A 21,100-nucleotide genomic window follows, 5' to 3' on the forward strand; every position below is an offset into this window, starting at 1 on the left:
TCAAAACTCCACTATTTCGCCACTGGCTTCTGTAACTGCTAAACCTTCTGCTGCCCAATCCATTACTTCTATGTAGGATGCGATCGCAGCTACTGAGGGAAACTCAAACATCTTCTGTACAGATAAATCAATTCCAAAAGCTGAGTTGATCCGGGAAATGACTTGAGTTGCTAGCAGGGAATGTCCCCCTATTTCAAAGAAATTGTCCTTGATACCAATCCGTTCTAGTCCCAGAACTTCACCCCAGATTTGCACCAGTTGAGCTTCAATAGGTGTTTGAGGTGAAACAAAGCTAGTTGAGAGATTTCTGGAGGCTGTATCAAGTTTTGGCAACGCCCGACGATCTACCTTGCCATTAGGTGTTAAGGGCAGGGCATTGAGGACGACAAAAGCTTGCGGCACCATATAATTGGGTAGCTTTTGTTGGATAAATTCACGCACTTGCGGCACTAGCTTCTGAACCAACTTGCCGTGTAGGGGATTGTTAGTGTAGTCAGTCCAGGGTTTGGCAGCGATTGCTGAACTATCCCAAAAAGCGCCTTGTGCTGCCTTTGAATTGCGGCAGAACATCACATCATAGCAACCATCCTGACTACTCCCCCACCAACTCAGGTGAACACTGTAGCCCAGTTGCTGCCCCAGTTGGCAAAACTGCTCTGGATTGATACTGGTTACTGGCTGTTGTGTCAGCATTTCCCGCAGTTGACCGACTGTTTCGACACCAGGGGGATTTGACAACCATTTCCAAGTCTGTAGTGCTTGCTGCACACGTTGATTGGGTACACATCTGATTCCCAACAGTTCTGGTTGCTCCTCAACTAATTGATTTTGAATCTGACTAAAGGAAAGTTGGTCTAGTTGCCAATTTAACCAAGGGACTACCGTTGAAAGGACATCAGTACCTAGATGTAGGGTGACATCATAGCGGAATTGAGTTAACTCATTTTCAGAATGGCCGCGTTTGGGCTGAATCTCTACCCAAGTAATTTGGGGAAAGCGTGTCTGGAGGGCGATGAAAAATCTGGGGTCGATGAGCAATTCTTCTTCGGCGGCGATACTAGAATGTACCTGAGATTGCCATTGCTCAACAGTTCTGTCCGACTCGGCGCGGGCTAGCTGCACGGCTGCATGGTATGGTTCCAACAGAGGTAAGCTGCGGACATCGCCCACGAATAACGTACCTTTTTGACCACCTTTTTGACCAATTGTTGCGTTGGCGTAGCCCATCGTAGATATCGCTCCTTCTATCACCTGCAACAGATAGTCAACATTGGGGAAATACTGGACTACTGAGTTCAAAATTACAGTATCGAATTCTCCTTGGGGGATAGCTGCAAAGTTATCCGCCATTTGGTGCAGTAACCGCACATGTTCTAGACCCTCAACCGTGCTGCATACCTGCTCAACGTGCTGTAGGGCAGCTATGGAATAATCACATCCCCAATATTGTTGACAGTTGGGAGCAATGCGAGATAGCAATAACCCCGTTCCGCAACCAATTTCTAATACTCGCTGTGGTTCAACGGCCAGAATTCGGCTCACCGTATTTTCAACCCACTCCCGCATCTCCCAATCTGGAATAGGTTGCCTGGTGTAACTACTGTTCCAACCAGAAATATTAAATGTTACATCCTCTGTGGATGGTTGAGGTTGACTGTATGCTTGTTCATAGAGCTTTTGCCAGTCAGTAACGTATTCGCTCTGCCATTGAGCCAACTGCTGGGGTAGTACTTGAGTTTTGAAACCGGGTACTAGGTAAGCCACCAGACTTTTATCTCCAGAGGTATCAATGGTGACAACAACACTTTCCTGTACCAAGGAATGTTGACTCAAAGCTGCTTCAATTTCGCCCAATTCAATGCGGAAACCGCGAATCTTAACTTGATTGTCGATGCGTCCCAGGTATTCAATATTACCGTCGGCTAAATAGCGGGCTAAATCTCCAGTTTTGTAAAGTCGAGAATGGGCCTCATCGCTAAAAGGATTATCGATGAATTTCTCTTGTGTTAACTCTGTTCGGTTGAGATAGCCTCTTGCCAATCCCGCACCACCAATGTGCAGTTCTCCTGGTACACCGATGGGAACTGGCTTTTCGTGCGAGTCTAAAATGTAGATTTGGGTGTTGGCAATTGGACGACCAATGGTAATTTTCTCATCTTGAAAAGTGCATTTGGCGATCGCAGCACACACGCTAGCTTCTGTTGGCCCATAAGCGTTGAAGAAGTTTCTCCCAAAAGACCATTGCCTCATCAGTTCAACAGAACAGGCTTCGCCAGCGACAATTAATGTTTGCAGTGCCGGGAGTTTTTCAGTTGGCATAACTGCTAATGCCGATGGTGGTAGGGTGACATGGGTAATGGCATAATCGTGCAATCGCTCAATTAATGGCGTACCCGGCATGAGAGAGTCTTTTGTTCCTAAGTAAAGTGTTGCTCCCGCTCCCAAAGTCATCAAGATTTCTGATATGCAAGCATCAAAACTGAGAGAAGCAAATTGGAGAACACGACTGGAATTTTGCAAGCCAAAAGCCTGAATCTGAGCTTGAGCTAGGTTGCACAATCCTTTATGCTCAACCATCACCCCTTTTGGTTTACCTGTGGAACCGCTCGTGTAAATCACATTGGCTAGATCAAAAGCCGTTACGATCCCAGTCAGGTTATCTTGTTTGTTTTGGGCAATTTCTGAGCAGATTTGCTCTAAAAAGACTGTATTTGCTTGATTTGAGGGGATTTTATCAACTAAGTGCTGTTGGGTTAGTAGTACCCAAACTTGAGCATCTTCAAGCATAAAGCCCAGACGCTCAGTCGGATAATCGGGGTCAAGGGGTACGTAAGCACCACCGGCCTTGAGAATCCCCAAAAGTCCAATCAGCGTTAACAGCGATCGCTCCACACACAACCCAACGAGTACATCCGCTCCCACGCCCAAAGACCGCAAGTAGTGCGCCAACTGGTTAGCACGACAATTCAACTCGTGGTAGGTGAGTTGTTGATTTTTAAATACCACCGCCACTGCATCAGGTGTCCGCTCTACCTGTGACTCAAATAACTGATGAATACACTGATTCTGCGGATATTCTGCTTGAATATCATTCCACTCCATTAATAATTGATGGCGTTCTTGCTGGGTGAGTAAGGGTAGTAAAGACACTGGCTGCCGTGGATTATCAACTATTGCCGCAAGCAAAGTCTTGAAATGTTGCATCATCCGGGCAATAGTTGCCGCATCAAATAAATCTCTGTTGTAAGAGCAAAAGCCCCCAAGCCCTTCTGGTGCATCCCACAAGTAAACCTCTAAGTCAAGCCGAACTGAGTCAAGTCCCGAAGGCATCCCTTCAACCTTTAAACCAGGCAGATCCCACGGGGAGGTGGGAGCATTTTGAAGGGCAAACACCACCTGTGTTAACGGGTTGCGATCGAGGTTTCGTTCAAGTTGCAACTCTTCGACTAACATCTCAAAGGGCAAATCCTGATGGTCGTATGCCTCTTGAGTCACCTGTCGCACCTGCGCCAGTAAAGCTTCAAAGGTCGGTTCTTGGGATAAATCGAATCTCAGTGCCAGACTATTGACAAAAAAACCAATTAACCCTTCGATTTCTGTACGGTTGCGATTTGCGATCGGTGAACCAACCACCAAATCTGTTTGTCCACTGTAGCGAGACATTAGAACTACAAAACCCGCCAGCAGTGTCATAAACAGCGTGCTTCCAGACTCTTGAGATAGCTTTTTCAACTGCTGCGTTAGCAAGGCATCTAGTTGAAGTTGCTCTGTACCACCTCGGAAAGTCTGTATAGCTGGGCGGGGGCGGTCTGTGGGTAATTCTAATAGAGGTGGCGCTCCCGTTAACTTTTGCTTCCAGTAGTTTACTTGACGCTCTAGTACCTGATTTGTCAGCCACTGACGCTGCCATACGGAAAAGTCGGCATACTGTACAGGTAACTCTGGTAAATCAACAGAACTACTCGTTAAAAAGCTTCGATAATAGGCTGACAGTTCGCCAATTAAAACGCCGATTGACCAACCATCAGCTGCAATATGGTGGATTGCGAATAGCAATACATGCTCATCAGTTGCAACTTGCCACATCTTGACTCGCAGCACAGGGCCATTAGCTAAATCGAATGGTTTGCAGGCTTCTGCTGTTGCCAGTTGCTCCACTTGTTTCCAGGGGTCTGGTAAATTCTGGAGATCGACCACTGGTAACGTGATGGTCATATTAGGATCTATTACCTGTACTGGCTGATTATTTTTGATCTCAAAATGAGTCCGTAGAACTTCATGGCGCTGTACTATCTCTGTAAAGGCTTGTGCTAAAGCTTTGACATTGAGATTCCCCACTAAACGCAAGGTGAAATCTATGGTGTATGCACCACTTTCGCCCTCTAACTGATTCACAAACCACAGTCGCTCCTGCGCCCAAGATAGCGGTATATCTGCGTCTCTGGAAACGGGTAGAATTGCAGGTACTGCCAAACTCGAACCAGTTTCCAGTTGACCTAAAATCGCCTCACTTAGCTGGGCAATTGTCGGTGACTCAAAGATATAACGTAATGGCAACGAAGTTCCAAAAGCTTCTTGCAATCGAGAAATTACCTGAGTCGCTATCAGGGAATGTCCCCCTAGTTCAAAGAAATTATTGTGAATACCTACCTTTTCTACTTGCAGCGCTTTTTGCCAAATACCAGCAATGATTTTTTCTGCTTCTGTATTTGGCATGACATAATCAGCTTCATTTAGAAGAGTTAGCTCAGGTTTTGGTAAAGCACGGCGATCTATCTTGCCGTTTGGCGTTAAGGGCAGGTTATCCAGCACCACAAAGCTGGAGGGGATCATGTAGTCGGGCAAGATTTTCTTGAGATTCGCTCTTAAACATTGAGCTGAATTATCGGGGTAATTATTTTCTCCATTTTTCTGTTGGGGTACAATATAAGCTACTAGGCGTTTGTTATTCGGTTGGTCTTCCCGTGCGACGACTACTGCTTCCTGTACTTCTCTTAGCTGGGACAGCGCAGTTTCAATTTCTCCCAATTCAATGCGGAAGCCACGAATTTTTACCTGATTGTCAATGCGCCCCAAGTATTCAATATTGCCATCCGGTAAATAGCGTGCTAAATCCCCAGTTTTGTAAAGGCGGGAATGTGGTTTATCGCTAAAAGGGTTTTGTATAAATTTTTCTTGTGTTAACTCTGCGCGGTTAAGATAACCTTGGGCCAAGGAAGCACCACCAATATGCAATTCTCCTGGCACACCAACGGGAACTGGTTGTAAATACTCATCTAAAATGTAGATTTGCGTGTTAGCAATGGGACGACCGATAGATGGTGAGATATTATGCTCCCATCCATCAGAAACTACTATCCCTGAAGTTGTAACAACAGTATTTTCAGTTGGGCCATAGTTATTCACGACTTGGAAAGGAAGAGAACTTGATGGATATCGATGAAGTTTATCTCCACCAGTTAGTAGAGTTCGCAAGGTGAAATTTTGAGTCCATTCTAGAGACAATAATTGCTCTGCTACAGGCGTTGGCAGAAAACTAATGGTAATATTTTGCGATCGCAACCAATCTTGCAAATCTACTGGTGATCCAATGATTCCAGATTTGAGTAAATAAATACTTGCCCCTGCGGTGAGGTAAGGCCACAATTCCCATCCAGCAGCATCAAATGCTGTGGAAGCGACCTGAGTGGCTTTGTCTAAAGCCGTGATTTCAAAAGTCTGTTGATGCCAAAATATGAGATTGAGCAATGCATGATGATCAACTAATACTCCCTTGGGCTGCCCGGTAGAACCAGAAGTATAAATCACATAAGCTAAGTTACTAGCTGTGGTAGCAGTAATCAAATTCTCTTGGCTGAACTGAGAAATAACTTGAGCGTCAGTATCTAAACATACAAGAGTTGCTTGATTTGCGGATAGTTGATCAACGAGTTGCTCCTGGGTCAGCAGCACTTGAACTTGAGCATCAAGAAGCATAAAATGCAAACGTTCAGTTGGATATTCTGGGTCAAGTGGCAGATATGTACCCCCTGCCTTGAGAATGCCCAACTGTCCCACCACCATTTCTAAAGAACGCTCTACACAAATACCCACTAGCGCATCGGCTCTTACACCCAGTGAGCGCAAATAGTGCGCCAACTGATTCGCACGACAATTCAACTCGTGGTAGGTTAGAGACGCGATATGTCGCGTCTGTTCATTTTCAAATACTACAGCCACTGCATCCGGGGTGTGTTCTACTTGCTCCTCAAACAACTGATGGATACATTTATCTTGTGGGTAATCCACCCGTGTATCATTCCAGTCAATTAATAACTGCTGCTGCTCAACTGCTGTTAACATTGGCAATTGGGAAATGGGCTGTTGGGGATTTGCCACAATTCCCTCAAGCAGTGTCACAAAATGATCCGCCATGCGCTTAATAGTACTGCTATCAAACAAGTCGGTATTGTACTCCAACATTCCCACCAGTCCAGTCGCTGTGTTGCCGATCGCCAAGGTAAGATCAAACTTGGCAGTGACATTTTCTGGTGGCAAATCACTTATAGTTAGCCCACTCAGTTCTACACCAGACGTAGGGGTATTCTGAAACAAAAACGCCACTTGGAACAGAGGTGTATGGCTTAAATTACGCTGGGGCTGCAATACTTCCACCAGCATTTCAAAGGGCAAGTCCTGATGAGAGTAAGCGCCCAAAGCCATTTCCCGAACACGAGTGAGTAATGATGAGAAACTCGGATTTTCAGATAAATCAGTCCGCATCACTAATGTATTGACAAAAAAGCCAATCAACCCTTCTATTTCACTGTGATCGCGGTTAGCAATTGGTGTACCCACCAAAATATCAGATTGTCCTGTGTAGCGGTAAAGTAGGGTATCAAACGCTGCCAACAACGTCATGAACAAAGTTGCCCCTTGTTGCTGACTCAGTTGTGTCAGTTTTTGGGTTAACTTAGGTGAAAGTTCAAACTTTTGATATGCGCCAGCGAAAGTCTGTACCGCAGGTCTGGGTCGGTCTGTGGTCAATTGTAATAAAGCTGGTGCGTCTTTGAGTTGTTCTTGCCAGTAATTCAATTGGCTTTGCAGTACATCACCTTGCAACCACTGTCTCTGCCACAGGGCAAAGTCGGCATACTGAATTGGTAGTGGCGCTAAATTGGGGGATTTCCCTTGAGAATACGCATTGTACAACGCTGTTAATTCTTGGAGAAACACACCGATTGACCACTCATCAGAGACAATGTGGTGCATACATACTAACAAAATGTGTTCTGTCTTATTCAGCACTAGTAACTTTGCCCTGACTAATGCTTGTGTTGCTAGGTCAAAGGGTTGCAGAGCTTGTTGTTGCGCTAGTTCCTGTATAGCTATTTCTTGCTCAGGTGTCGATAAATCCTGCAAATCAACAATTGAGACTTGCCAATCTGTTGCTGTTTGAATGATTTGCAAAGCTTTTCCATCAACGGCAATGAAGTTGGTGCGTAAGGCTTCGTGACGCGCAATTATTTCTTGCAAGCTTTGTTCTAAGGCACTTCGATTGAAAGTTCCGACTAGACGCAAAGCTAGGGGGATGTTGTATAAGCCACTATTCGGCTGTAACTGTTCTAAAAACCATAAACGCTGTTGAGCATAAGACAGTGATAATTCTGTATTTTCCACCCGCCTTAAGATGGGTGGGGAAGTTAGTTCTAAATCCTCTTGCTGCAACTGCCCAATCGATCGCACTAATTGCTCAACTGTTGCGGCTGCAAACAGAGTCCGCAATGGTAGCTCTATTTTGAAAATGTTGCGGATGCGTGAAACCAATTGCGTTGCTAGTAGTGAATGTCCGCCAATCTCAAAGAAGTTGTCATGAATACCAACTTGCTCGACTTTCAGCACTTGCGCCCACATTTGAGCCAGCATTTCTTCAACTGGGGTGCGTGGGGCGACATATTTTTTGAGGAGATTGCTGTATAAGTCTGGTGCTGGTAAGGCGCGACGGTCTACTTTACGGTTTGGTGTGAGTGGTAGTGTTTCCAGCATTACGAATGCTTGGGGAACCATATAAAGCGGCAGTTTACTGGAGAGGAACTGACGCAGTTCGCTAATGGTGGATAGCTTCTGCTCCAAAGGTACAACGTAGCCGACTAAGCATTTATCCCCAGGAGTATCTTCGCGGACGATGACACAAGATATCTGCACATGGGGATGTTGGTTGAGTACCGTTTCAATTTCGCCCAACTCAATGCGGAAGCCCCGGACTTTTACCTGATTATCGATGCGTCCGAAGCACTCAATACTACCATTCGGCAGATAACGTGCTAAATCTCCTGTTTTATATAATCTATTCCCTTCACCTTCCATAAATAAATTAGGAATAAATTTTTCCTGGGTTAATTCTGGACGGTTAAGGTATCCTCTAGCTAAACGTACACCGCCTAGATGCAGTTCGCCCTTGACTCCAATTGGTACTGGTTGGAGATTACCATCAAGGATGTAGGCTTGGGTATTAGCAATGGGACGACCAATTAGGACTGTATTGGTTGTTTCCAATTTGGGATCAAGCAGGTCGTTAACGATCGCCGTTACTGATGCTTCTGTGGGGCCGTACACATTGATACAACTAACGCGATTGCCTACTAATTGCCGCCACATTGTCACTGTTTCTGGTAGAACTGAATCCCCACCCACAGCTACTAACCTTAAGCTTTCCGGCACAGTTGCATCCTGTTGAGATACCGCAATTGCCCATTCATGCCAGTAAGCTGGGGTGATATTTAAGACAGTTAACTTTTCTTGGGCAATAAATCGAGCAAAACTTGCCAAGTCAGGGAACATTTGGGCGGGTCTGAGTACTACAGTTCCGCCTGTATACCAACTGGGGAAAATTTCTTCGGCTGCAACATCAAAGCTGAAGGAGGCAAATTGCAAAACGCGATCGCTACTTGTTAAACCAAATACTTCACTAATTGCACAGCTATGGCTAACTAAAGCCCCATGAGACAGCATTACGCCTTTGGGTTTGCCAGTAGACCCAGAAGTATAGAGGATACAAGTCAAGTTTTCTGGTTTAACTTCACTGTTTGGGTTGTCTTGAGGTTGAGCAGTTAAATTTTGTGACTCTGCGTCTAAGACAATGACTTTTGTGCCTTGGACTGGCAAGGAGCCGAGCAATTTAGTTTTGGAAATCAGGAAGGATAATTGTGAGTCTTGGGAGATGTCAGCTAAACGCTGTTGGGGATAATCGGGGTCTAGAGGAACGTAAGCACCACCAGCTTTGAGGATAGCTAACAATGCCACAATGATCGAGAGCGATCGCTCTAAATATATGCCGACAAATGTCTCTATCCCCACACCCACAGATTGTAAGTAATGCGCTAAGTGATTCGCTTGGGTATTCAACTGCTGATAAGTTAGTTGTTCATTCCCAAACACCACCGCTACAGCATTGGGTGTCAGTTCAACCTGCGACTCAAACAGTTGATGAACACACTGATGATCTGGATAATCAGCCTGAGTATCGTTCCATTCTCCAAATAACAGCTGTTGCTCAACAGCTGTTAACATTGGCAATTCGGCTATGTGCTGCTGTGGATTTGCCACAATTGCTTCCAGCAGGGTAACAAAATGTCCGACTACCCGCTCAATAGTAGTGCCATCAAACAAGTCGGTATTATACTCAAACACACCTACCAGTCCAGTAGCAGTGTTCGACATTGCCAGAGTTAAATCAAATTTTGCCGTTGTGCTTTCTATTGGTAACAGCGTAGCAGTTAACCCAGTCAACTCTACTTGCGACAGGGGATCATTTTGCAGGAGAAAATCTACCTGGAACAGAGGTGAATGACTGAGGTCACGTTCTGGGTGCAATGTTTCCACCAACATTTCAAATGGCAAGTCCTGATGCGAGTATGCCTCCATTGCCATTTGTCGTACACGACCTAATAGTTCGTTAAAGCTGGGATTTCCTGATAAATCAGTCCGTAAAACTAAAGTATTGACAAAAAAGCCAATTAACCCTTCTATTTCAGAGTGATCGCGGTTAGCAATTGGTGTTCCTACCAAAATGTCTTCCTGCTCAGTGTAGCGATATAGTAGGGTATCATAAGCTGCCAACAGCGTCATAAATAGGGTACAGCCTTGCTCTTGGCTGAGTTTTGTCAACTTTTGAGTTAGTTCAATTGGCAGGGCAAACTCTTGAGTTGCACCAGCAAAGGTTTGCACAGCCGGTCTGGGTCGGTCTGTAGGTAGCACTAACAAGGCTGGCGCATCTTTGAGTTGCTGTTCCCAGTAACTTAGTTGAGTTTGCAGTACCTCTCCTTGCAACCACTCTCTCTGCCAAATAGCAAAATCTCCGTACTGAATCGTTAGTGGTGTTAAAGGTGACTGTTCACCTTGGGAATAAGCATTATAAAGTGCCGCTAGTTCAGAGACAAACACACTCATTGACCAGCCATCAGAAACAATGTGGTGTATGCACATTAAAAATATGTGTTCTGTCTCGGACAGCACTACTAATGTCGATATGACTAATGCAAGTCTTACTAAATCAAATGGTTGAGTAGCTTGTTGTTGTACTAATTGCTGTGCTGCAATTTCTTTTTCGCTTAAGGGTAAATGCTGCAAGTCAACAATTGATACTGTCCAATTGGGTAGTGTTTGGATGACTTGATTTGCTTGTCCATCAACTGTAATGAAATTGGTGCGTAAAGCTTCGTGTCGCGCAATTATTTCTTGTAAGCTTCGTTCTAAGGCAGCAACATTAAGAGTACCGACTAGACGCAAAGCTGTGGGGATATTGTAAAAGGAACTGTTGGGGTCAAACTGATCTAAAAACCACAGCCTTGTTTGAGCATAAGATAGTGGTAATTGAGCATCCCTTGGTCTTGGTAAGATGGGTGGCGCAGTCAGTTGTAACTTCTGTTGCTGTAATTGCTCAATCAATTGCGCTAATTCGGCAACTGTGGCCGTAGCAAATAACTCACGCAATGGTAGTTCTACTTGGAAATTAGAACGGATACGTGAAATCAGTTGCGTTGCAAGTAATGAATGCCCTCCCAGTTCAAAGAAGTTATCATAAATGCTCACTTGCTCGACTTTCAGCACTTGCGCCCAAATTTGCGCCAGCATTTCTTCAATGGGGGTGCGTGGGGCGACATATTTATCTTTGTCACTCTGTAAATTCGGTGCTGGTAATGCCCTACGGTCTACTTTTCCATTGGGAGTTAGTGGCATTGACTCCAAGATGACCAAAGCCTGGGGCATCATGTAAGGAGGAAGTTTTGCTTTCAGGTAATGGCGCAGTTCGCTAATTGTTAGTGTATGCTGATGCAGTGTGACATAGGCAACTAAACGTTTTTCTCCTGGGATATCTTCACGGAGGATCACACAAGATGTTTGCACATTAGGATCTTGGTTGAGTATGGCTTCGATTTCGCCCAATTCAATACGGAAACCGCGAATCTTAACTTGATTGTCGATGCGTCCCAGGTATTCAATATTACCATCGGCTAAATAGCGGGCTAAATCCCCTGTTTTATATAATCTCTGGCCTTCTGCCTTATCAAAAGGATTTGGGATGAATTTCTGTTGTGTTAACTCGTTGCGGTTGAGATAGCCTTGCGCCAAGGATTCCCCACCAATATGCAATTCTCCCGCCACACCTATAGGAACTGGCTGCAAATACTCGCTTAAAATGTAGACTTGTGTGTTGGCTATGGGACGACCAATAGATGGAGAAATGTGATCTGTGCCATCAGCAACTACTATGCCAGAAGTGGTGACAACAGTATTTTCAGTTGGGCCATAGTTATTCACGACCTGGAAAGGCAGTCGGCTGGATGGATAGCGATTGAGTTTATCTCCCCCAGTGAGAAGCGTTCGCAAAGCTGTATTTGGTTTCCATTCCAGAGACAATAACTGCTCTGCTACTGGTGTTGGTAGAAAACTGATGGTGATGTTTTGCGATATCAACCAATCTTGCAAATCTAGTGGGGATGTCAAGATTCCCTGTTTGATGAGATCAACACTTGCGCCTGCGGTTAGGTAAGGCCACAATTCCCACACAGCAGCATCAAATGCTGTGGAAGCAACCTGAGTAGCTTTGTCAAACGCAGTGATTGCAAAAGCACGCTGATGCCAGAATACAAGATTGAGCAGTGCTTTATGGGCAACTAATACTCCCTTGGGTTGTCCCGTAGAACCAGAAGTATAAATCACATAAGCTAAGTTACTAGCTTCGGTAGCAGTAATGGGATTCTCTTGGCTACATTGAGAAATAACTTGAGCATCAGCATCTAACAAGACTTGCTGTGCTTGATTTGGGGGCAGTCTATCAAGAAGTCGCTGCTGTGTCAGCAGCACTCTTACTTGAGCATCTTCTAGCATAAAGTGCAAACGCTCAGTAGGATACTCTGGGTCAATTGGCAGGTAAGCGCCACCCGCTTTGAGAATGCCCAACAGTCCCACTAGCATTTCTATAGAACGCTCTACACAAATACCCACTAACGTATCGGCTCCCACACCCAAGGAGCGCAAGTAATGTGCCAACCCATTAGCGCGACAATTCAACTCGTGGTATGTGAGATGTTCTTTTTCAAACGCTACTGCTACTGCATCCGGGGTACGTTGTGCTTGTTCCTCAAATAACTGATGGACACATTTATTTGAGGGATACTCTACCGATGTATCATTCCAACCAACCAATAACTGCTGCTGCTCAACTGCTGTTAATAGAGGTAATTGAGAAACTCGCTCTTTTGGATTAGCAACAATACCTTCTAGGAGTGTGACAAAATGACCCGCCATCCGCTCAATGGTACTGGCATCAAACAAATCGGTATTGTACTCCCATATACCCACGAGTCCAGTGGCAGTGTTCAGTATTGCTAAAGTTAAATCAAACTTGGTAGTCGTATTTTTTACAACCAGTGGATTGACAGTTAATCCAGTTAACTCTGCGGTTGAGATAGGAGTATTCTCGAAGACAAACATTACCTGAAACAAAGGCGTATGGCTTAAGCTCCGTTCTGGCTGTAATGCTTCTACCAACATTTCAAAAGGCAAATTCTGATGAGAGTATGCACCCAAAGCGACTTCTCGAACACGACCGAGTAATTCGCTAAAACTGGGGTTGCCTGATAAGTCGGTACGCATGACTAATGTATTGACAAAAAAGCCAATTAACCCTTCTATTTGGGAGCGATCGCGGTTAGCAATTGGCGAACCTACCAAAATGTCTTCTGTACCTGTGTAGCGATAAAGCAAGGTATCATAAGCTGCTAACAGCGTCATGAATAATGTCACCCCTTGTTGCTGACTCAGTTGTGTCAACTGTTGACTTAGCTCAGGTGAAAGCTCAAACTCTTGATGTGCGCCCACGAAAGTCTGTACAGCTGGTCTGGGTCGGTCTGTGGGGAGTGGTAATAAAGCTGGTGCGTACTTGAGTTGTTTTTGCCAATAATTCAATTGGTCTTGCAGGACATCTCCTTGCAACCATTCTCTTTGCCATAGTGCAAAGTCTGCATACTGAATCGGTAGTGGTAATAAATTGGGTGATTTACCTTGAGCATAAGCATCGTACAGTGCCGCTAATTCTTTGACAAACACACCCATTGACCAAGCGTCTGAGACAATATGGTGCATGGACACTAACAATACATTTTCTGTCTGATTCAGCACCAATAACTTTGCTCTAAATAATGCTTGAGTTGCTAGATTGAAGGGTTGAATAGCGTGTTCTTGCGCTAATTGTTGTAGAGCTATTTCTTGTTCGTTTGCAGGTAAATTTTGCAAATCAAAAACTGAAACTTGCCAGTCTGATTGTGTTTGAATGATTTGTGAAGCTTGTCCATCAACGGTGATGAAGTTGGTGCGTAAAGCTTCGTGACGCTCAACGATTGCTTGTAAGCTTTGTTCTAAGGCAGGAACTTTGAGGGTTCCTGTTAAACGTAAAGCAAGATGGATATTGTAAAAGGGGCTGTTCGGCTCAAATTGGTCTAAAAACCATAAACGCTGTTGAGCATAAGACAGTGGTAGTTCTACATTCTCAGTCCGCTTGAGGATGGGTAAAGAAGTCAGGGAGATATCTTGTTGTTGCAACTGCTGAAGCGATCGCGCTAATTGAGCTACTGTTGCATTGGTAAACAATTCACGCAATGGTAATTCGACTTTGAAAGTGTTGCGGATGCGTGAAACCAGTTGTGTTGCTAGTAGGGAATGTCCCCCCAATTCAAAGAAGTTATCATGAATGCCTACCTGCTCTATTCTCAGCACTTGCGCCCAAATTTGTGCCAGCATTTCTTCAATAGGAGTGCGTGGGGCAACAAATTGTTCTAATTGTGTGTTGTCTAAGTCTGGTTTTGGTAGGGCGTGGCGGTCTATTTTGCCGTTAGAGGTAAGAGGTAAGGACTCCAGCAACATGAAGGTGTTTGGCATCATGTAGCTCGGCAATTGGTTGCTGAGGAAGGAGCGTAATTCTTGGACTGTGGTAGATTTTTCCGGCTTTGTTACTACGTAAGCTACTAAACGTTTGTCCCCAGGTTCATCCTCTCGTACAACCACCACATTTTCCCACAGTGCGGGGTGAGAAGCTAGTAATCCCTCAATTTCTCCCAACTCAATGCGGAAGCCGCGAATTTTGACTTGGTTATCAATACGTCCTAAATACTCTAACTCGCCATTAGGTAAATAACGAGCTAAGTCACCTGTTTTATATAATCTACTTCCTCCTACCTCCGCAAAAGGATTAGAGATAAATCGTTGTTGAGTCAATTCGGGACGATTCAGATAGCCGCGTGTTACCCCAGCACCACCGACGTACATTTCACCCCTAACACCAATCGGTACTGGCTGCAAATGCTGATCTAGTAAATATACCTGCAAGTCGGGAATCGGACGGCCAATGATACTGGCTGTAACATTCAAATCGGCTTTGCTCAGTGGGCGATAGCTAACGTGTACGGTAGTTTCTGTAATCCCGTACATATTCACTAACTGGGGTGAGGAGTCGCCGTGTCGCTCAAACCAAGGCTGCAAACTGTTGATTTCTAAAGCTTCCCCACCAAAAATTACTAAGCGTAAGTTCAAATCGCCAGCAGTTGTAATTGACTGTTCGGCTTGAATTAATTGGCGGAAGGCTGAAGGTGTCTGGTTGAGAACTGTGACTTGTTCTTGACACAATAACTGGTAGAATGATTTAGGCGATCGCGTCACTAAATACGGAACTACTACCAATCGTCCACCATACAGCAATGCACCCCATATTTCCCAAATAGAGAAGTCGAAGGCGTAGGAGTGGAACATTGTCCACACATCATCTTGATTGAACTTATACCAAGGGTCTGTGGCTGTAAACAGACGCACTACATTAGCGTGATTGACTAAAACACCCTTGGGCTTACCTGTAGAACCTGAAGTGTAAATGACATAAGCCAGATTATCAGGTGTTGCGCTATTTTCCTGGTTTGTCTCGCACTCTTGAGTAATTTTTTCCCAATCGGTATCTATGCAGATGACACGCGCTTGATGTTGAGGAAGAAACTCTGCTAATTGCTGTTGAGTTAACAGCACGGACACTTGAGCATCTTCTAACATAAAGCTCAAACGCTCTTGGGGATATTCAGGATCAAGTGGCAGGTATGCACCACCTGCCTTGAGAATACCCAGTATTCCTACAATCATTAAGAGTGAGCGTTCCACACAAATACCCACTAGCGCATCGGCTTTTACTCCCAATGAGCGCAAGTAATGTGCCAATTGATTAGCTTGGGTATTCAACTGTTGATAAGTCAGTTGTTGATTGCCAAATGTCACCGCCACAGCATTAGGAGTAAGTGCTACCTGCTTTTCAAACAACTGATGAATACACTGAGCCTGAGAATAGTCCGCCTGAATATTGTTCCATTCAACTAATAACTGCTGTTCCTCAACTGCTGTCAGCATTGGCACTTGAGAAATGCGCTGTTGTGGATTAGCAACAATACCTTGAAGCAATGTTTGGAAATGACCCAACATTCGAGCGATCACTGTATCATCAAATCGGCTAGTATCGTAGCTAATTTTTATCTCTAATTGTTCACCAGGAAGAGCTATTACTGTTAGAGGATAATTACTTTCTTGAGAAACCTGAGTATTTTCTAGGTGAAAACTATTATTGTGTGAGATGAGAGCAGTATCAACTGGAAGATTCTCAAAGACAACAATGCTGTCAAATAAAGATGTACCCCTGGGGATCTTACTCCAGCCTTGAATATCTGCCAAGGAACTATATGAGTATTGCTCAGACTCAAGTAGCTGTGCTTGTAAATCCTTAATTAAAGTCAGCACTTGGGTGTCTGCGGCAACTTGAACTCGCATTGGCAAGGTGTTGATAAATAGTCCCACCATTGATTCAATGCCAACAATAGATGGCTCCCGACCAGATACAGTTGCGCCAAAAACTACATCTGTTTCTTGGCTATAGCGAGACAGTAACAAACCCCAAGTTGCTTGCACTAAATTATTGAGAGTCAAGCGATGCTGTCGGACAAAAGACTGAAGTGTGGTTGTTGCTGAAAATGTGAACTGAATTTTTTGTTCCCCATAGCTGACGCTGCTATTTTCTTGGTTTGGTAACAGTTTCTCTACTGTCAATGGAGTGAGTGCAGTAAAACCTTGAAGTTTTTGTTTCCAGAATTCTTCAGCTTGTTTTTGATCCTGTTGCTGTAGCCAAGCAATATAGTTGCAATAGTTGACAGATGATTGATAACTGGAAGTTTGATTCTGAGAATTTTCTTGATAAACCTTTAAGAGGTCTTTAATTACCAAAGATAAAGACCAGCCATCAAGTAATAAATGATGGCTACTCCAAACAAATTGATAAGTATCCCTGTCCAATTGGAACAGATGTAGGCGCATCAATGGAGCTTGAGACAATTGCAAGCCCTTTTGTCGATCAAAATCCAGAAAAACTTTTAATTGGTGTTGCTGTTCCTGTGAAGTTAACTTTTTCCAGTCATAGGTTTCAACAGCAATCTGCACCTGTCGATATACTACTTGTACAGGCTGGCTCAAAGACTTCCAAATAAAAGCTGTGCGAAAGATGGAATATTTTTCTACTAATTTATGCCAAGCTTGCTCGAAGGTTTTTACATCCAATGCTCCCTTCAAAGTGCAACTGAATTGGACAAAATATACGTCTGATTTTTGATCGTACAAGCTATGAAACAGCATCCCCTGTTGCATCGGAGATAGAGGATAAATATCTTCTATATTTTCTCTATTTGTTTTATTAATTTCTGATTTCATAAATTTGATAATATTTGTTCTAGTTCTAATTGATTAATTTGTAATAACGGGAAATCATTTGGAGTAGAATTATCAGTTTCTAAAGAAGAACAATTGACCAACCCTTGCTCTGTTTGGGCTTCCGTGATTGTGCCTGTCACGGTGGCTAATTTGGCGATAGTTTGATGAGTAAATAATTGCTTGGGAGTCAGTTCTAATCCCGCTTGCCTTGCTCTAATAATGATTTGAATACTGAGGATGGAATCGCCACCGAGCTCAAAGAAATTATCATGTACACCTACCTGCTGTACTCTGAGAACTTGTGACCAAATTTGTGCCAGTATTTCTTCAGTGGAGGTGCGAGGTGCAACAAATTGGTCTTTGGGTTGGCTGTGTAAATCTGGTTTTGGTAGTGCGCGGCGGTTTACTTTACCGTTGGGCATTAGTGGTAGTGACTCTAACACCACAAACGCCTGGGGAATCATGTACTGTGGAAGTTTTGCTGTTAGGGAGTAACGCAGTTCATTGATTGTTAGTGTCACTTGTAGATGTGGTACTACGTAAGCGACCAACTGCTGCTGTCCTGGGGTATCTTCGCGGGCAATTACACAAGATGTCTGCACATCGCTATGTTCGTTGAGTATGGTTTCAATTTCTCCCAACTCAATACGGAATCCCCGAATTTTTACCTGATTATCAATACGTTCCAAGTATTCAATTTTGCCATCTGGTAAATAAAGTGCTAAGTCCCCAGTTTTATACAGTCTACTCTTTGCTGCCGACGCTCTCTGCGAGACGCTATGCGTAGCTTGCTTCCCTGTAAGGGTACGCGGACTTGCTAACGCTGCACTATCCTCAAATGGATTAGGGATGAATTTTTCTTTTGTCAACTCAGGACGGTTGAAGTAGCCTCTGGCTAATCCAGCACCGCCAATGTGCAGTTCTCCAGGTACACCAATGGGTAATGGTTGCAGATACTCGTCTAAAATGTAGGTTTGCGTATTGGCTATTGGACGGCCGATAGGGGCAACTTGACGCTCAATTCCTTCCTTGCAAGTCCAGAAGGTGGCATCAATACAAGCTTCCGTTGGCCCATAGAGATTGTGTAAGTTCACATTGAGATTACTTAACACTCTCTTTTGCAAAGCAACAGGTAAAGCTTCACCACCGCAGAAGATTTGTTTGAGGGAGTGACAATTTTCAAGTCCTCCTTGTTCTATCAGTATTTGTAATAAAGATGGTACAAACTGAACAGTAGTGACCTGTTGTTGAGCAATTAAATTTAACAGGTAAGCGGGGTCAGCATGACCTCCTGGTTGAGCTAATAACAACTGTCCACCTACTAGCAAAGGTGCGTAAAATTCCCAAACTGAGGCATCAAAACTAAAGGGGGTTTTCTGTAGCACTTTGTCTTCTTCAGTCAGAGGGAATGTTGATTGCATCCAAAACATATGGTTGCAAAGATTGCGGTGAGAAAGCATCACTCCCTTTGGCTGACCTGTAGAACCAGAAGTATAAATCACATAAGCTAAGTTATCTGCTTGCACAAGTGCGCTACCTACGGTAGGCTGCGCTAAGGCATTTTTCTGGCTTGACTGATAAATTACTGCCCAGTCAGTATCTAAAGATACAAGCTGTGCTTGGTGCTGGGGCAACTTGTTCAAGGTTTGCTGCTGTGTCAGCAGCACTGTTACTTGAGCATCTTCTAGCATAAAGCTCAAGCGTTCAGTAGGATAATCTGGGTCAAGAGGCAGATATGCACCACCTGCTTTGAGTATCCCCAGTATGCCTATCACCATTTCTAAAGAACGTTCTACACACAACCCTACTAGCACATCCGCTCCCACACCCAAAGACTTCAAGTAGTGAGCCAACTGGTTAGCGCGACAATTTAACTGGTGGTAAGTCAGTTGCTCATTTCCAAATATCACTGCTATTGAATGAGGGGTACGCTTTACCTGCTCGTCAAACAACTGATGAATGCACTTATCTTGAGGATAATCTACAAAAGTATCGTTCCACTCCACCAGTAACTGCTGCTGCTCAACTTCCCTCAGTAGAGGTAGTTGCCAAATCTGCTCCTGTGGATTAGCAACAATACCTTCAAGCAAGGTCACAAAATGCCCTGCCATACGCATGATTGTAGCAGCTTCAAACAAGTCAGTGTTGTATTGCCAGCAGAGTTGTAACTCTCCCTGAGCTTCCATCCCCATAAGATTCAGATCAAAACCTGCACCCCGTTGTCCGAGCAAGTATGGCTCCATCTGAAGCACTTGTTCTTGAATGTGCAATGAATTCTCTTTTGGTTCACACCAACTTTGTGCTTGCCAAGTAAAAATAACTTGACATAAAGGCGGACGACTGGGATCTCGATGCGGTTGAAGTTGTTCTGCTAAAAGAGGAAAAGGGTAATCTTGATACTTTTGGGCTTCTCTAACTGTCTTGCTGACTCTAGCGAAAAGTTCGTTGAATGTGGCGTTTTTCTCAACAGAAACTCGTAAAACTGTTAGATTGACGAAGTAGCCGATAATCTTTTTGAATTCTTTACCCTTCCGACCTCTTATTGGGCTGCCTATGAGGATATCTTTTTGATTAGTGTAACGATAAAGTAGCACGTAAAATGCTGTCAACAGAATCTGATAAGAGCTTGTTCCAAAGGATAGAGCTAGATGTTTGAGTTTTTGAATTAGTTGTTCATCTAGCTTTGAAATATATGATACTCCTTGATAAGTCTGTAATAGGGGGCGGGGTTTATCGGTGAGCAAATTTAAAATTGGTAAGTCGCCAGCTAATTTTTTTTGCCAGTATTGCCAAAGCTTTTCTCCTGTGGAACTCGATAGCATTTCTGACTGCCATTGCACAAATTCTGTATAAGATTTATTTTTTTCCAAAAAATCATTGGCTGTCTCTGTATGCTCTTGGCTATCTTGTTCAATTTCGGTAGTGTACAAAGACCTAAATTCACTGAATAGTAAATCAACAGACCACATATCGCTAGATATATGGTGCATTGTTAGCATCATAACGTGTTTGTTGGCTGATTGAGTAAATAGACTAACTCTAAAAACTGCATCTTTTTCTAAGTTAAAAGGTCGGTCAGCTACAGCAAATATTTTCTCTTTTAAGCCATCTTCACTTTGGTTACTGGCATCTATTGCTTCAATTTTAAATTCCTGTTGTTGATTAATTTCTCGAACGGGTTTACCTTTGTGGATGGTATACGTAGATTGAAGAATAGGATAGTGTTCAATAATTTTTTTCCATACACGATTGACAACATTAATATCTAAATAAGAATTAATTTTTGCAGTAATGAATATATTATAAGCAACATTCTCTGGAGCAATTTGCTGGATGAGCCATATTGCTTCTTGACCAGATGAGAGTGGGTAAGTTGTTTTTACAATTCTATTCATTCAAACTCCTTTAAACTTTAGAATTTTAGTTATAACAATACAAATAAGGAATGTGCAAAGAGAGTCTGGGTCAAAAAGTTTTTCAAGCTTAGACTAAGTTACTCTCTTTGGAACTGTTACAGTTAAACTCGCTCGAATAGTAATTTTTATTTCTATTTTTACATAGGTAAAACTTTTATTATTTAAACTGGTTAAAACTTGACTAGGATTATCTAATTGCATTAGTTTCTATTCTCAACTTCAATTCTATTGTTCATTAAAATAAATAGTTACTAGATTTTAAGCGAAATCATAATTTATATGTAATTTTTTAGTAAATAAATATATTAGATAATATAATCCCATTTTTTTAAATAAAACGCAATCCCAGTTAAGACACTTAAGAAAATATTTAAAACATTAGTTAAGAAAGTTAAGAAAGTTAAGCAAATAGTATC

General features: G+C 43.4%; 2 protein-coding genes. Both read right to left on the minus strand.

What is annotated here, in order from left to right; genetic code table 11:
• Nucleotides 1–17,268 carry a non-ribosomal peptide synthetase gene (locus NLP_RS12740; protein ID WP_104906716.1) on the minus strand — a complete coding sequence of 5,756 codons (17,268 nt, stop codon included), beginning with the start codon at nucleotides 17,266–17,268 and terminating at the stop codon, nucleotides 1–3.
• A complete protein-coding gene (locus tag NLP_RS12745) occupies nucleotides 17,265–20,663 on the minus strand; it encodes a non-ribosomal peptide synthetase (protein ID WP_104906717.1) in 3,399 nt (1,132 codons plus the stop codon). The genes NLP_RS12740 and NLP_RS12745 overlap by 4 nt, the downstream gene beginning before the upstream one ends.
• Between the last annotated feature and the right edge of the window lie 437 nt (nucleotides 20,664–21,100).

Source organism: Nostoc sp. 'Lobaria pulmonaria (5183) cyanobiont' (assembly GCF_002949795.1).
Classification (GTDB): Bacteria; Cyanobacteriota; Cyanobacteriia; order Cyanobacteriales; family Nostocaceae; genus Nostoc.

Excerpts from the sequence above, each read along its gene's own strand:
- NLP_RS12745 (WP_104906717.1), bottom strand. The coding sequence starts at position 20,663 with ATGAATAGAATTGTAAAAACAACTTACCCACTCTCATCTGGTCAAGAA.
- NLP_RS12740 (WP_104906716.1), bottom strand. The coding sequence starts at position 17,268 with ATGAAATCAGAAATTAATAAAACAAATAGAGAAAATATAGAAGATATT.